Source organism: Aliidiomarina sp. B3213, from assembly GCF_003290085.1.
Classification (GTDB): Bacteria; Pseudomonadota; Gammaproteobacteria; order Enterobacterales; family Alteromonadaceae; genus Aliidiomarina.
On sequence record NZ_QMKJ01000001.1, the window covers coordinates 850,212 to 865,551 of the forward strand.

Genomic DNA, 15,340 nt, shown 5'->3' on the forward strand with positions numbered 1-15,340 from the left:
GGCTTTTTTGTATTTGGCTCGCCAATCATTAGCAGAAATTACGAGATAGCGAGTCATAGAACATGGATCAATTTGAAACATTAACCGCAATAAAACCTGGGCAGGTGGTTCCCCTTCACCTAACTACTCCGTATCAACAGGAGCCGTTAAATGCCTTTTTAAGCTTGCGGGAGGAGAATGGAGAACACATTCTTTTAGAGTCTGCAGAAATAGACTCTAGAAACCACCTGAAAAGCTTAATTCTTATTGATGCCTCACTAAGAATTAACTGCACTCATCAAAGTGTAAATGTGACTGCCTTAACCAAAAACGGTAAACAATTGCTCACATGGTTAAAAAGCGAGTTTGAGGAATTGTCCACGCTTCAAGAGTCAACGTTAACTATTCAATTCCAAACGCCACCAGTTGGAGTCAGTGAGTCAGAAAGGCTGCTGTATCCAAGCTCTATTGATGTACTGAGAACCCTTCAACTTAAGCTAAAGTCGTTAAGCGATGAACCACTTATGCCCTTTTTAGCTGGCGTATTTGCTTATGACTACCTTGCGTCTTTTGAACAACTTCCTGATGTTCCAGAAGGTTCTAACACATGCCCAGATTTCCAATACTACCTTGCCGAGACACTACTTGTTATTGACCACCAGCAACAAGATGCCACGCTGATAGGGACACTTCCGGGTGGTGAAGACGTTAAGGCACGCTACCAAACACTTTGTAGTCGAATGGGAGAAATATTGGCGCGCGTACAAATGCCCAAGATGGATCATCAAGAAAAAGAAAACCTTATGGGAGATCTTGTCCATATCTCTGTGACTCCAGATGAAGCAAGTTTTATGAATACGGTCACAGCATTAAAGGAAAACATAAGAAACGGAGAACTATTCCAAGTTGTACCCTCACGGGAATTTAAACTGAATTGCTCGAATGCACTTCGAAGTTATGCGCAACTCAAACAAGACAACCCAAGTCCTTACATGTTCTACATGCAAGCAGATAGCTTTGAACTATTTGGCGCATCACCAGAGTCAGCTTTGAAATACACCGCAGCAACGCGACAAGCTGAACTTTATCCCATAGCAGGTACACTCCCCCGAGGAAAACACCAAGACGGCTCTATAAATCTAGACCTCGACGCACGCACTGAGGTTGCCCTTAGAAGCGATCAAAAAGAACTTTCAGAGCACATGATGCTCGTTGATTTAGCCAGAAATGACTTAGCGCGCATTGGCGTACCCGGTTCCCGTTATGTCGCCGACTTATTGAAAGTGGACCGCTACTCACACGTGATGCACCTTGTGTCGCGAGTGGTATGTACCCTCAAGCCAGAGTTAGACGCTGTAGATGCGTACCGAGCCTGTATGAATATGGGCACCTTAGTTGGAGCACCAAAGTTAAGTGCAGCGAGGTTCATTCGAGAACATGAGAAGCAGCGGCGAGGCAGTTATGGCGGTGCTGTCGGCTATCTAACAGGTAACGGTGATATGGACACCTGTATCGTGATTCGTTCCGCCTTCGTGCAAAACGGTATCGCCACCGTGCAAGCAGGCGCCGGTGTTGTTCACGACTCAAATCCTGAATCTGAATTGCAAGAAACTGTACAAAAGGCGCAAGCAGTTCTGAGCGCAATATCGACTACAGAGTCAAAACTTAGCCAAACGAGAGGAACACGATAATGCAGCAGTCCGTTCTTATGCTCGATAATCAAGACAGCTTTACTTATAACCTTGTGGATGATTTGGCGAGTTTAGGTTATCACCTTGAGGTATACCGAAATACAACACCTATCAATACCTTAGAAGCAAAGCTAACAGAGCTTGAAGGATTAGGGCCGGTACTGGTTGTCATGTCACCAGGACCTGGGCATCCCCGCGAAGCCGGCGTACTCATCGAATTAATTGGGCTTTGCGAAAATAGATTTCCAATGCTTGGTATTTGCTTGGGCTTTCAGGCTTTGGTGGAGTACTTCGGAGGTCAAGTCGCGCGCTGCTATGAGACCGTCCACGGTAAAACGTCGCATATAGATACCGAAGCTCACAACATTTTCTCGAACCTAGCGGCACCGCTGCCGGTAGCCCGCTATCACTCGTTAATGGCTCATCGAGTGAGTGAGCAATTGAATGTTATAGCCAGTTTTCAAGACATCCCCATGGCGATTGAGCACTCTCACCTCCCTGTAATGGGATTTCAATTTCACCCTGAATCCATCCTTTCGCAACAGGGCGAACAACTTTTAGCACAAACGGTTAACTACCTAATGAACAAATCAAGCACTACAGAGGTGGCACAATGAATGAGTTAACTAAGGTTTTAAACGGAGAAAGCCTGAATCAAGAGCAAACCTACAAACTGTTCAACCACCTTATTGCAGGACAACTTTCGGATACGCAAATTGCCGGCATGTTAATGGCACTAAAAATTAAGGGCGAAACACCTGAAGAACTTGCAGGTGCAGCTCAAGCACTTCGACAAGCAGCAAAACCATTTCCACGCCCAAAAGGTCTGTTAGCGGATACTTGTGGAACAGGCGGCGACGGTAGCAATACCATTAATATTTCTACTTCTGCTGGTTTGGTTGCCGCAGCAATGGGTGTGCCTGTTGCTAAACATGGTAACCGAAGCGTGTCCTCACGCTCCGGCTCTGCAGACGTCCTAGAAGCCCTATCCATTCCGTTAGAAGGCTCGCCAGACGACAACCGGAAACTTCTCGACCAACATGGGTTTTGCTTTCTTTTCGCGCCGCATTATCATCCGGGAGTACGATACGCGATGCCGGCAAGGCAAGCTTTGAAAACACGGACACTATTTAATTTGCTTGGGCCTCTAATCAATCCAGCGCAACCCGACGTACAACTACTTGGTGTATATAAACCCGAACTTTGTGCACCTGTTGCAGAAACACTCAAACTGCTCAACTGTCCGCGAGCAATGGTTGTTCATGGGAGCGGTTTAGATGAGTTAGCTTTGCATGACGAAACAATTATCGCCGAACTTAATCAAGGTGAAATTATCGAATATACCGTTACCCCTGAAGATTTCGGTGTTCAAAGGGCAAGTGTTAACGACCTTAAAGGGGGAGACGCCGAGAGAAACGCACAGTTTATGAAAGATGTTTTTGCCGGCAAAGGCCGTGTTGCGCACAGAGACGCGATAGCAATGAATGTAGGAGCCATTTTATATATGACCCAACGAGCAACAACGCTGAAAGCTGGAACAGCTGAAGCCATATCCTTTTTAGATTCGGGACAAGCTCTAACTCACCTGCAACAGTTCCAAGCGGAGCTATGTTTATGAGTTATTCTACAAGCTCAGCAGTGCCCACTGTGCTTACAAAAATAGTCGAGCAAAGGTTAGAAAGCTTGAAGAAGCTTGAGCAGCACTATTCACCAGAGCATGTTTTGCAACAAGCGATGAATATGGTTCGTCAGGAAAAATTTTCTCGCAGCCTAAAAGAGAACTTATTGCAGGGAGAACCAGGGTTTATTTTGGAGTGTAAAAAAGCGTCGCCTTCCAAAGGTGTGATTCGCTCTGACTTCGATCCGGTAGCTATTGCTAAAACTTACCAACCCTATGCTTCGGCAATTTCAGTATTAACCGAGCCAGATTTTTTCCAAGGTAGCTTTGACTACCTTCAAGCAGTTCGGTCTCAAGTTTCGTTGCCGCTGCTATGCAAAGACTTTATTGTTTTGCCCTACCAAGTTGCTTTAGCGAAATATTTTGGTGCAGACGCTATTTTATTAATGCTTTCCATTCTCGACGACCGTCAATATGCGGAGCTATGCGAACTAGCAACCAAACTTAAATTGGAAGTGCTTACCGAAGTAAGTAACGAGGTAGAAATGCAGCGCGCCAAAGAATTAGGTGCAAGCATCATTGGCATTAATAATCGTAACCTCCGTGATTTAACTGTGGACTTATCACAAACGGATAAACTTGCCGCATTAGCACCAAGCGACGCTGTCCTTATTGCCGAGTCTGGGTATACAACGCACGATGATGTCAGGAAACATGGTGCTGTTGTAGACGGTTTTTTAGTGGGCAGTCACCTTACGGCGCAAGTCGACATAGACTTAGCATGCCGCCAACTTATTTTTGGTGAAAATAAAGTTTGCGGAATCACTCACCCGAATACTGCAAGAGTGGCAGCTGCCAGTGGAGCAGTGTTTGGTGGATTTATTCACGTGTCTCGCTCTCCACGAAAAGTAGAGCTGACACAAGCAGCAACCATTACCAAACAAGTACCTGAACTTAATTACATCGGCGTTTTTAGTGCTGAAGATCCCCAATTTAATGCTGAATTGGTGGTCATGTGGGTTCGCGAGGCACGTTTATTCGGGGTTCAAATTCACGACCTTCCAAAGCAGGAAGACAGCGCGAACCAAATTATTCAGCAGATTAAAGACCGAATTCCGGCGTCTTGTGAAGTGTGGGCAGCAGTCAATTTAAACTCCGAAAAACCTAACTTGCCTGACTTAACTGCAGCTCGCTACGTTGTAGATCATGGTCGCGGAGGCACAGGTCAGCAATTCGACTGGTCATTACTGCCTAAGCAACGCGCAAACCTTATGCTCGCAGGCGGTCTTGGGTCCTCGAATGTTTTAGAGGCAATATCGACAGGCTGCCGTGGTTACGACTTTAACTCGCGCTTAGAAACCCAGCCAGGCTTTAAAAATGCACATGCAATTTCTCAATTATTCAAAATTATCCGTAAATACGGACGACACGTTGAACGGAAACAGGAGCAGTAATCATGAAACAGTTTGACGCATACTTTGGTGAGTTCGGAGGGCAGTACGTCCCCGAGATATTATTACCTGCGCTTGATCAGCTGGAGCAGGCTTTCTACAACGCGCAAGAAGATCCTGAGTTTCAACGAGAGTTTCAGGGATTATTAAATACCTACTTGGGTCGACCAACTCCGCTAACTTTGTGCCAAAACTTAACTGAAAATAGCCCAGTAAAACTCTACCTAAAACGGGAAGATTTGCTTCATGGCGGTGCTCATAAAACTAACCAAGTTCTTGGTCAGGCTTTACTTGCAAAACGCATGGGTAAGAAACGCATCATCGCCGAAACCGGCGCAGGCCAACATGGAACAGCTACCGCATTAGCATGTGCGTTATTAGACCTAGACTGTGTCATTTACATGGGTAAAAAAGATGCCGAAAGACAACAACCCAATGTGTTTCGAATGGAGCTAATGGGAGCCGAGGTTATTCCGGTAGACACGGGTAGTGGCACTCTAAAAGACGCGGTAAACGAAGCTCTACGCGACTGGACTGCAAGCTATAGCACAACCCACTATTTACTTGGTACAGCAGCTGGCCCACACCCATTCCCAACTATCGTTAGAGAATTTCACCGTATGATAGGTGCGGAGGCAAAAGAGCAAGTACTCAAAGCGGAAGGACGCCTGCCCGATGAAGTTATCGCCTGCGTGGGTGGCGGCTCTAACGCTATTGGTATGTTTGCCGAGTTTATTGACGAAAGCTCCGTAAAACTAACAGGGGTTGAACCTGCCGGTCATGGTGTTGATTCTGGAGAGCACGGCGCAACTCTAAGTGCAGGTAAACCGGGTGTATTACATGGCTGTCGTTCGTATCTTATGCAAACGCAAGAAGGTCAAATAGAAGAGTCTTACTCTGTATCTGCAGGATTAGACTACCCTGGAGTTGGCCCGCAGCACGCATACCTGCAATCCATTGGCCGCGCACAGTACACCAGTGTAACCGACGACGAAGCACTAGATGCGTTCAAACAATTAAGTCAGAAAGAAGGCATTATTCCGGCTTTAGAGTCTGCACATGCAATAGCTTATGCATTGAAACGCGTTAAAGAAGCAACATCGCCTGAAATATTAGTACTCAACCTTTCAGGCCGTGGAGATAAAGACATTGATCATGTACGAAAAATTATGGCTCAAGGAGGCGCAGAATAATGTCTAGATATACAACCATGTTTTCTCGCCTAAAATCTGCCAATGAAGGCGCATTTGTTCCCTTTGTCACGCTTGGTGATCCTAATTTGGAGAGCAGCGAAAAAGTTATTGATGCGCTAGTAGAAGGTGGCGCAGACGCACTTGAACTAGGCTTACCGTTTTCTGATCCCGTTGCCGACGGCCCGGTAATTCAAGCCGCAAACTTTCGTTCCCTTGCTGCAGGAACAACCGTTGCAAACTGCTTTTCACTGCTTAAGCGTGTTCGGGACAAATACCCAGACTTACCCATCGGGTTATTAGTGTATTGTAATTTGGTTCACGCGAATGGCGTTGAGCACTTCTTCAAGCTATGCGCTGAAGTTGGTGTAGATTCGGTGCTCATAGCCGATGTACCGATGAGAGAGTCGAGTGGTTACAGAGATATAGCGAATAGCAACGGTGTTGAGTCGGTTTATATATGCCCACCTGATGCGACAGCAGATTTACGTAAACAAGTAGCTCAAAATAGCCAAGGATATGTTTATTTACTGAGCAGAGCTGGTGTAACCGGAACGGGCGATACATTACAAAAACCAGCAACTGAAGCTATTGCGGAGTTACAACAAGCGAACAGTAGTCCCCCACTTCTCGGTTTTGGAATAAGCTCCCCAGAGCATGTTCGAACTGCATTAGAAAGTGGCGCTTCTGGAGCAATTAGCGGCTCAGCGGTGGTGAAAATTATTGCAGATAATTTAGAAAATGAAGTGGCAATGCTTGAACAGCTCGCTGAGTTCACGGCATCAATGAAGGCAGCTACAAGGTCTTAATGTAACTGCTCATACGTAGATATTCACAACGCTCGGTGGCATTTGAATGTTCACCGTAGCGTTGAGATTATCAAACGGATAACGCACTTGAGCCCGGTTTAAGTCTTTATTTTGACGTAAATAGTCCGCAACCCTGCTCCGCTCGCGCTCAGGCGTTTTTCGCAGGTTATCTTGCCGATCAAGTTCCGCTTGAAACTGATTTCTTTGGCTAAAAACTTGGCTAGCTGTGCTCCACAGCGGACCTGTTGCTACATCAATCATCGCTCTGCTTCTGTTGTTTAGACTCGTCGGTTAATGCATGTGCGCGGCTGTGTAACACCTCATCACCACTCAAAAGAATAGCAAGCCAACGCGTATCTGGGTTCTCTTGTAGACCTATCTTCACCATCATAGTCAGAGGCACCGAAAGTAACATGCCTACAGGCCCAAGTAGCCACCCCCAAAATATTAACGACAAAAACACCACCAAGGTTGATAAACCTAATCTTTGTCCCATAACGCGGGGTTCAACTAAATTACCCATAACTACGTTAACGGCCAAAAATAGCAAAGCTACAGCGCCAGCCATTGCTGGGTGGTGTTGAATGAGCGCCAAAAGGATTGCTGGTACGGCTGCTAATATAGAACCGATATTTGGAATGTAATTCAAAACGAACGCAAGCACACCCCACAGTACATAGTGGTCTACGCCCATAAGCCATAAACCAAAACCTATTGTTAAGCCCGTCACTAAACTAATTACGGTTTTTAACGCGAGGTATTTATTAATAGAGCTTAGTAACGATGTAAGTGAGTGTAATTGGTCGTCGGCTTTATCGAAAGCCATCGCTATTTTTCTTGGCAGGTTTGCAGCTTCACTTAAAATGAATACCACGATCAGAATCACCAAAAATGCATTGGTCATCATGCCACCAAGCCCAGAAAGCATACTCATTAAAAAAGTCATGATACGGCTTGGGTCTAGCTGCGATTGCAACAACTCAACATTAATATTGATATTGAATCGGGCAAGTAATGAAACGATGCCAGCAAACTCACCTGTTAGCCGGTCTCGGTATTCTGGAAAACTTGCAGAGAAGTCATTCACTGATTGCACAATAAGCATAGTTAAGCCAAATGCGAAAACAGAAATAATTACGAAAACAGCGGCGATGGCCAGTACGGTTGGAAAACCTCTAGACTTAAACCAAGCTAGCATCGGCTGCATAATGACTGCGATAAAGATAGCCAGCAACAACGGAACGATAATTACGCTAGCAGCTTTTAGGCCTGCCAACACAACAACAACTGCGGCGACAATAACAAACAACCGACTTACCGCACCGTAAGACTCTAGAGGCGTATTCACAAGCTTTCCCTTTATTGTAAAAACTAAATCACGAACATACGTGAAAAGCACATCATGGGCAACTTGTCACAATGACAAGTTGAACGTAATGTAAGCAATCTAGGTGCTGAAATGAGCTAAATGGCTAAACTTACGTATATTGAGTAAATTGCGGTTCTAGGAGCTTTTGTGAAAATACTGATTACAGGCGGTACAGGACTTATTGGTTCGGCATTCATCGAACGGTATGACCACGACTACACTATTTTGACGCGTCGACCTGAAAGTGCAGCTCGACAGTTGAGTGATAAACACACCTATATCAATCGTCTGTCAGAATTAAAGAACTTGAACGACTTTGACGCTGTAATTAACCTTGCCGGAGAACCCATTGCAGAGAAGCGCTGGACCAAAAAACATAAAGCGCGAATTGAGAAAAGTCGTTGGCAAACCACTGATGAGCTAGTGGCATTATTTGAAGCCTCAAGTAAGCCGGCAGCTACTTTTATTTCAGGCTCTGCGGTAGGTTATTACGGGCGCCAGGGAGATGAAAAAGTCACAGAGCGAGATTACATTGCGCACGACGAGTTTAGCCACGAGCTTTGCAAAACATGGGAAGACAAAGCGAAACAAGCAGAAACCAAAACCCGATTATGCCTTCTAAGAACGGGTATCGTTTTGTCGCCATCAGGTGGTGCATTGAACCGAATGGTTACACCGTTCAAACTTGGCTTAGGAGGACCCATTGGCCACGGTCAACAAATGATGTCTTGGGTACATATCGAAGACATGATTGAAATGATTCAATTCCTGTTGGAAAACGAGAACTGCCAAGGTGTATTTAATGCGACTGCGCCCCAGCCAGTCAGCAATGAAAAATTCAGCAAATGCCTTGCACAAACGTTAAATCGCCCGTGCCTGTTTCGCGTTCCTGCGTTTACCATGCGGCTAGCTTTTGGAGAGATGGCGGACTTGCTACTCACAGGCCAAGCCGTTTTACCGCAGAAACTTCAAGAGCAAGGCTTTACGTTTAAATATGAACACATAGAGCCCTGCCTTAAAGCTATTTTTCCCTCACGCTAGTGCGCGAATGAGCGTTCCGGTTCGCTGTCGTAAAAGGCTACGACAGCTGAACCAACCTAGCAACGTTACCACTGAGGCTCCCACCACCGGACCTAACAGCCAGAATCGCCAGTGTATCGTTGGTGCCATTTCAAAAACTTGGGTTTGCAAAATATAGATTGACGCTTCCATCGCAACTGCAGCTATAAACCCTGCCAATGCTCCCAAAATGATGAACTCATAACTCACTGCCTGAGTAAGAAGTTTACTGCGAGCCCCTAAGGTTCTTAAAATCACAATTTCCTGTTCTCGCTCTTCCAGTGAAGCCTGAACCTGAGCAAGCAACACCAAACCACCGGCAAACATTACTAATACCATAACAAACGTAATTGCCATCGATACATGGCCGATCACTCCGCGGATTTGCTGGATTATGTCGTCTACATCGATAAGTGACGCTTGGGGAAAACTCTTAAATAAGTCATACAGCTCCGCTTTTCGCTCCGATGGCAAATAGAAACTCGCAATATAGGTGGCTGAATTCTGGCTAATCGTGTTTTCATTAAAAATCATGTAGAAGTTCGGCTGCATTGTATTCCAATCAACTTCACGGATACTCAACACTGGAACTTCAAATTCCGCACCTCCTACACGAAATTCCAATATATCACCGAGTTTCAATGCCAAGCGCTCTGCTACCTCAGACTCAACAGACACACCTAACTCTTCACCTTCAAACCAACGCCCTGAAATCAAGTTATTTTCAGGTGGTAAAGTGCTACGCCAAGTAAGCTGAAGTTCTCTGCCAAACCCCTCGCGCACATCACTATTGTCTCGGTCTTCTTTACTCACTTCATCGCGAACTAATTGACCATTGATTGAAACCAAGCGCCCAGGCGTAATGGGATATAAATCAGTTGCCTGAATGTTCTCTGCTGTGAACATCGTCTGCATATCACTCACCTGCTCTGGTGCTACATTCACGACAAAAAAGTTAGGTGCGTTTTCAGGCAGTTGGTTTTGCCAGTCGTCAAGCAACTCGGTTCTCAGCGCCAATACCAGCAAAAGCAACATAATAGCGGTAGCAAAGCTCAACATTTGTAAACTGTTTTCCTTCGCGCGTCTTTGCATGCCAGCCATAGCTAATCGCCAGCTACTTCCTGCCTGCATCCCCGCTTGTCGGCTAAGGCGAATCAGTAATCGCCCTATCAACAGCAAAACCATAGCCGCGAAAGCCCCGCCCGCAAATAGTGCTAACGAAAGAGTTAAATTTCGGCTATAAAGCACCATGAGCAACAGTATTCCGCCACCACACGCGAACCAATGAATAACTCGCTTTACGTTGTCTCCATCCAGCTCACGACGTAAGACCCGCAATGGAGGAATGCTTAATAAGCGCAACAATGGGTATAAGCTAAACAAAAGCGCACTTAGTAACCCCGTACTAATTGCAAGCCCCCAAGGCTTCCAACTTGCCGCAGGTAAACTATAAGCTAATTGCTTTGCCACCCAGTGGCCTACACCCAGCTGAATGAAGTAGCCGAGAACACTACCGATGAATATGCTAAACAAAGAGAGCAGTAATAAATGGGTAACGAAAATCGAACGAACAAACCCATTGTTTCCGCCTAATGTTTTCATGATTGCGACTGCGTCGTAATTACGCTGACAATATCTCTGCGCCGCTACAGCCACTGCTGTCGCCGCTAATACAACGCCTAACAGACTCGCAAGTAACATAAATCGTTCAGCTCGGTTCAATGCTGAAGCCAACGGTGAGTCACCGTCTCGAATGCCTCGCCAGCTCTGCGTTAAGTCATCAAGTTGTGGGATTATCCACTGCTCATAGGTATCTATATCTTCAGGCTCGCCCGCAAATAAGTAATTAAAACTAACTCGACTACCCGGTTGAATTAAACCTGTAGCGGCTAGGTCGCTGTAGGGAATAAGTACTGTCGGCGCATCTGCAAACACACTGAAACCACTGTCAGGCTCTTTAATAAGTACTTTAGTAACAACAAAGCTCGTGTTCCCAACTTCTATCGAATCACCTAGCTCAATAGGGAGCTGTTGGAAAAGACCTGAATGAACCCAAGCTTCACCCGGCACTGGTAAACTTTCTGTCGCATTACCTTGTGCAAAAGGCTGCTCAGCAATTTCCAAGGTGCCGCGCAACGGATATTCCTCACTTACGGCTTTTATATCCGCCAATGCCAATTCATTAGAGGCAAACACCATGGAGTTAAACGTAGTTCTTCTTGCACTCTGTAAGCCTTGCTCTCTCGCTTGCTCAATCCAACGAATGGGAATTTCTTGCCGAGAACGTAAAACACGATCAGCTGCTAAGAACTCTGAACTTTGAGCCAAAATGCCAGCTTGTAGGCGCTCACTAAAAACTGATAGAGAAAGCACCGACGCCACAGAAAACGCAATTGCTATGGCCATAATAGTCAGCTCGCCCCGTTTAAGCTCGTGGCGAAGCAAGCGAAAGGAAATCTTCAGCCAGTTTGCAACACGCATGAGTTAAACCTCTGCTTCTTTGTTTTGGTTTACCACCGTGCCTTGCTCTATGCGGATAATACGGTGACAACGCTCTGCGAGTCGTTCGTCATGGGTAACCACCACAAGTGTTGTGCCAAATTCACGGTTTAACTCAAATAGTAAGTCTTCTACCTTTTCACCTGTGGCACGGTCCAGATTACCGGTAGGCTCGTCCGCGAAAAGAATTTCAGGCTTACCAATGAACGCCCGAGCAATCGCGACACGCTGCTGCTCTCCTCCTGATAACTGATTAGGGAAATGGGTTACACGCTCAGCAAGGCCTACCTTTTTCAACAGTTCCTTAGCGTGGTCCTCTGGGTTGCGCACACCCGCAAGTTCTGCCGGCAACATCACGTTCTCTAGAGCAGTTAAACTCTGAACCAGAAGGAACGACTGAAAAATGAAACCGACTTTGTCACCGCGAAGAATTGCGCGGGATTCTTCATCCAAATCTGATAAATTTACGTTATCTATGGCAACATAACCGGTAGATGGTAAGTCCAAACCAGCAAGTAAAGACAGAAGTGTTGATTTACCCGAGCCAGAGGCGCCCACGATGGCCAGTGTTTCAGCTCGGTTAATAGATAGGTCTACATTCGACAAAATTTGTAATTCGCCGGTCGCAGTTTCAACTTTTCGGGAAATAGAATGAGCTTCAATAAACGCCATAGTGGTCAACAATTCCTCGTTATTGTCTGTTTTCTTATCTTGACATGCTTTTCTATACGGGTGAACGCAGAAAAAGTCTCAATGATTATTTTAGGAGACAGTTTAAGTGCGGGTTACGGACTTTCTGAGTCCGATGCATGGGTTTCGCTCATTCAGGATCAATGGCAACAGGAACAACCAAGTTTTGAGCTAATCAACGCGAGCATTAGTGGAGAAACTACCGAAGGAGGTTTAAGGCGACTTCCGAGTCTTCTCGAGCAGCATCAACCTGACTGGGTATTTATTGAGTTAGGTGGTAATGACGGTTTACGAGGGTTCCAAATTTCAGAAGTACGGGCAAACCTATCTGAAATGATTCAAATCAGCAAAAACAATAATGTGAATGTGGCACTTAGTGCTGTTGCAATACCACCCAATTTCGGCCCGCGATATACCCAAATGTTTGAACAAATCTATGTTCAAGTTGCTCAAGAGCACAACGTAGAATTAGTGCCGTTCTTCATGTTAGAAATTGCGACCCGGCCTGAGTGGATGCAAAACGATGGTATTCACCCCAACTTATCGGCACAACCCAAAATCGCACGAATCATGGAACCACAACTGCGAGCGCTATTAGAGAGGTCAAACTAATGGATTGGTATTATTTGAGTCTAGGCGCCAATATCGAACCCGAAAATCACTTACAAAAAGCGATTGAAACCATTATCGAAAAGTTTGGTGCGGCGTTTTTATCTCCTATTGTGCAAACCCAACCGTGCAACATTAATACTTCCAATGTATTCCTGAATGCTGTCATGATTATTCGTACCGACCTCGCCCCAGACGATTTAAAAGCATACTTTGTAGAGTTAGAAGAGCAGGAAGGACGAGATAGAACAGACCCGCTTAGCAGTCAGAAGGACAGGCCATTAGACATCGACATTCTGTCCGTGTCTGACAAACTATCTGTTGAGCCCTTTACAACTAGTGAAGAGCCCTACACGCGAATTTGTATTGAGGCCGCGCAAGGGGCGAAAGCAAATACTCATGCAATATCTGTTTTAGGCCACTTAACGAGCGACCGAGCGGCCACCATCCACTTTGACCACGGCGGCAGTCATATATTCATTGTCGAGGATCGACCAGATAGCCTGCTCCAGAACCTCGAAACCGCCCTCTGTAGCAAGTAATGTTTCTTGCAGTACCTTTTTTTGATCGCTATCACTGTGCTCAGGCAGAAACTTTACAGGACCCGGTCGTATCGCATTTACCCGAACCTTAGGCGCAAGCCTCTTCGCATCAGAAATCATTAAGCTCTCAAGGCCTGCCTTCGTCGAGCAATATAGGGCGTAATCTGGGTTCGGATTTGATACGTAGATGTCGGTTATATGAATAACATTCGCGGTTGGGCGAATTGATTTGGTCAGTTGCCCCTCTAGTCTTCGGTTTAACTGAGCGGGCGTCTTCATATGAATCTTATAAAGCGAGTCATAAAAATCACTAAAATCGTCTTCATGCTCGGCGTCTTTTTCATAGATTGAGGCATTGTGAAGTAAGAAGTCGATGTGTTCGTATCGAGCCTGAAGACGCTTTACTACAGTTTCAATATTGCTAGCATCTAGCGCATCAAAATGCACACACTCTAACTCGTCACAGGACAAATTACTGAGCTCGTCGGAAACTGTTCGTGTAAGAGCCACTACACGCCATCCCCGCGCAAGAAACGAAGACACCATAAGTAGTCCCAAACGACGGCTTGCGCCCGTAATCACTGCAACAGGAAGAGAAGAGTTATCCATAATTACCACACTTTAAATCAGATAACCTAATTACAGCACAGCCCATCAAAAAGATCATCGATGAAAACCAAGATGGGGTCAGAGCACAAAGTGCTCTGACCCCATCAGATTTCGCGTACAAAAAAAGCCTGCTTGTTTCCAAGCAGGCTTTCAAATAGATGGCGTCCCCTACGGGATTCGAACCCCTGTTACCGCCGTGCTAATCGAGAGCGCGGTGGTTACACCGCCCTCACGGCGGATACAAAAAAGCCTGCTTGTTTCCAAGCAGGCTTTCAAATAGATGGCGTCCCCTACGGGATTCGAACCCCTGTTACCGCCGTGCTAATCGAGAGCGCGGTGGTTACACCGCCCTCACGGCGGATACAAAAAAGCCTGCTTGTTTCCAAGCAGGCTTTCAAATAGATGGCGTCCCCTAGGGGATTCGAACCCCTGTTACCGCCGTGAAAGGGCGGTGTCCTAGGCCTCTAGACGAAGGGGACCCTGGACTTTCTTTCTCTTTTCAGAGTTTATTACCGCCGTGCTAAATGGTAGCGCGGTGGCAACACCGACTGACGGCGGTTAAATATGTGGCGTCCCCTTAGGGGTTCACCCTGTTACCGTCGTGCTAAACGAGAGCGCGGTGGCAACACCGCCTGACGGCGGTTAAATATATGGCGTCCCCTAGGGGATTCGAACCCCTGTTACCGCCGTGAAAGGGCGGTGTCCTAGGCCTCTAGACGAAGGGGACCCTGGACTTTCTTTCTCTTTTCAGAGTTTATTACCGCCGTGCTAAATGGTAGCGCAGTGGCAACACCGCCCTCATGGCGGTTGAATATGTGGCGTCCCCTTAGGGGTTCACCCTGTTACCGTCGTGCTAAACGAGAGCGCGGTGGCAACACCGCCTGACGGCGGTTAAATATGTGGCGTCCCCTAGGGGATTCGAACCCCTGTTACCGCCGTGAAAGGGCGGTGTCCTAGGCCTCTAGACGAAGGGGACCCTGGACTTTCGGTTTGGTGGAGCTAAGCGGGATCGAACCGCTGACCTCTTGCATGCCATGCAAGCGCTCTCCCAGCTGAGCTATAGCCCCAAAACCTGAGTCTATATTTCGAGGCTGTCTGAACAGCGAGGCGCATTCTAAAAATAGCGGGGGTAAGTGTCAACTGTTTTTTAAGATTATTGGTGCGTTTGCTTAATTTTATAGCTAATCATTCAAAATACAGTCAAATCGGCTCTAAATCCCCTGCT

14 protein-coding genes, 4 tRNA genes and 1 other annotated feature (1 of these 19 running past the window's edge) are annotated in these 15,340 nt (G+C 46.3%); of the genes, 9 read left to right on the top strand and 9 right to left on the bottom strand.

Going from position 1 to position 15,340, the window contains the following annotated elements:
- Positions 1-11 (top strand) — a sequence feature (Trp leader region); it begins 88 nt to the left of the window's first position.
- A gap of 51 nt (positions 12-62) precedes the next feature.
- From DQX04_RS04115 to trpA, 6 genes are read left to right on the top strand one after another with little or no spacing between them, the layout of a single operon-like run.
- Positions 63-1,670 carry an anthranilate synthase component 1 gene (locus tag DQX04_RS04115; RefSeq protein WP_111914608.1) on the top strand — a complete coding sequence of 536 codons (1,608 nt, stop codon included), beginning with the start codon at positions 63-65 and terminating at the stop codon, positions 1,668-1,670.
- Positions 1,670-2,287, top strand: coding sequence for an aminodeoxychorismate/anthranilate synthase component II (locus DQX04_RS04120; RefSeq protein WP_165831937.1), 618 nt, complete (start codon positions 1,670-1,672; stop codon positions 2,285-2,287). The genes DQX04_RS04115 and DQX04_RS04120 overlap by 1 nt, the downstream gene beginning before the upstream one ends.
- Positions 2,284-3,288, top strand: a complete 1,005-nt coding sequence (gene trpD / locus DQX04_RS04125) for an anthranilate phosphoribosyltransferase (RefSeq protein ID WP_111914609.1) — start codon at positions 2,284-2,286, stop codon at positions 3,286-3,288. The genes DQX04_RS04120 and trpD overlap by 4 nt, the downstream gene beginning before the upstream one ends.
- Positions 3,285-4,742 (top strand): bifunctional indole-3-glycerol-phosphate synthase TrpC/phosphoribosylanthranilate isomerase TrpF, encoded by a 1,458-nt coding sequence (gene trpCF, locus DQX04_RS04130; RefSeq protein ID WP_111914610.1) that lies wholly within the window; start codon positions 3,285-3,287, stop codon positions 4,740-4,742. The genes trpD and trpCF overlap by 4 nt, the downstream gene beginning before the upstream one ends.
- Before the next feature lie 2 nt (positions 4,743-4,744).
- Entirely contained in the window at positions 4,745-5,932 is a 1,188-nt protein-coding gene (gene trpB, locus DQX04_RS04135; RefSeq protein ID WP_111914611.1) for a tryptophan synthase subunit beta, read from the top strand.
- Entirely contained in the window at positions 5,932-6,738 is an 807-nt protein-coding gene (trpA, locus tag DQX04_RS04140; RefSeq protein ID WP_111914612.1) for a tryptophan synthase subunit alpha, read from the top strand. The genes trpB and trpA overlap by 1 nt, the downstream gene beginning before the upstream one ends.
- Positions 6,739-6,747: 9 nt before the next feature.
- Here trpA and DQX04_RS04145 read toward each other — a convergent pair whose 3' ends face one another.
- Together DQX04_RS04145 and DQX04_RS04150 are read right to left on the bottom strand one after the other, a co-directional pair.
- Positions 6,748-6,999: a hypothetical protein gene (locus tag DQX04_RS04145; RefSeq protein WP_111914613.1), complete on the bottom strand. Its 252-nt coding sequence runs from the start codon at positions 6,997-6,999 to the stop codon at positions 6,748-6,750.
- On the bottom strand, positions 6,992-8,086 hold the full coding sequence (locus DQX04_RS04150; protein ID WP_111914614.1) for an AI-2E family transporter: 1,095 nt from the start codon (positions 8,084-8,086) through the stop codon (positions 6,992-6,994). Before DQX04_RS04150 ends, DQX04_RS04145 begins: the two co-directional genes overlap by 8 nt.
- A gap of 168 nt (positions 8,087-8,254) precedes the next feature.
- Here DQX04_RS04150 and DQX04_RS04155 point away from each other — a divergent pair, with 168 nt between their 5' ends.
- Positions 8,255-9,148 carry a TIGR01777 family oxidoreductase gene (locus tag DQX04_RS04155; protein WP_111914615.1) on the top strand — a complete coding sequence of 298 codons (894 nt, stop codon included), beginning with the start codon at positions 8,255-8,257 and terminating at the stop codon, positions 9,146-9,148.
- On the opposite strand, the gene DQX04_RS04160 is transcribed toward DQX04_RS04155, so the two are convergent.
- Together DQX04_RS04160 and DQX04_RS04165 are read right to left on the bottom strand one after the other, a co-directional pair.
- Entirely contained in the window at positions 9,140-11,647 is a 2,508-nt protein-coding gene (locus DQX04_RS04160; protein ID WP_111914616.1) for an ABC transporter permease, read from the bottom strand. The two genes, DQX04_RS04155 and DQX04_RS04160, sit on opposite strands and share 9 nt — an antisense overlap.
- A gap of 3 nt (positions 11,648-11,650) precedes the next feature.
- Positions 11,651-12,337, bottom strand: coding sequence for an ABC transporter ATP-binding protein (locus DQX04_RS04165; protein WP_111914617.1), 687 nt, complete (start codon positions 12,335-12,337; stop codon positions 11,651-11,653).
- 81 nt (positions 12,338-12,418) lie between these two features.
- On the opposite strand from DQX04_RS04165, the gene DQX04_RS04170 reads away from it, so the two are divergent.
- Positions 12,419-12,967 (top strand): arylesterase, encoded by a 549-nt coding sequence (locus tag DQX04_RS04170; protein WP_243618880.1) that lies wholly within the window; start codon positions 12,419-12,421, stop codon positions 12,965-12,967.
- On the top strand, positions 12,967-13,506 hold the full coding sequence (folK, locus tag DQX04_RS04175) for a 2-amino-4-hydroxy-6-hydroxymethyldihydropteridine diphosphokinase (protein ID WP_111914619.1): 540 nt from the start codon (positions 12,967-12,969) through the stop codon (positions 13,504-13,506). The genes DQX04_RS04170 and folK overlap by 1 nt, the downstream gene beginning before the upstream one ends.
- Here folK and DQX04_RS04180 read toward each other — a convergent pair.
- The 5 genes from DQX04_RS04180 to DQX04_RS04200 all read right to left on the bottom strand — a co-directional run bounded on the left by DQX04_RS04180 (position 13,387) and on the right by DQX04_RS04200 (position 15,182).
- A complete protein-coding gene (locus DQX04_RS04180; RefSeq protein ID WP_111914620.1) occupies positions 13,387-14,115 on the bottom strand; it encodes an SDR family NAD(P)-dependent oxidoreductase in 729 nt (242 codons plus the stop codon). The genes folK and DQX04_RS04180 overlap by 120 nt on opposite strands.
- Positions 14,116-14,518: 403 nt before the next feature.
- Positions 14,519-14,594, bottom strand: a tRNA-Glu gene (locus tag DQX04_RS04185).
- A gap of 172 nt (positions 14,595-14,766) precedes the next feature.
- Positions 14,767-14,842 (bottom strand) — tRNA-Glu (locus DQX04_RS04190).
- 173 nt (positions 14,843-15,015) lie between these two features.
- A tRNA-Glu gene (locus DQX04_RS04195) sits at positions 15,016-15,091 on the bottom strand.
- A 15-nt stretch (positions 15,092-15,106) separates the two neighbouring features.
- Positions 15,107-15,182 (bottom strand) — tRNA-Ala (locus DQX04_RS04200).
- Positions 15,183-15,340 lie beyond the last annotated feature (158 nt).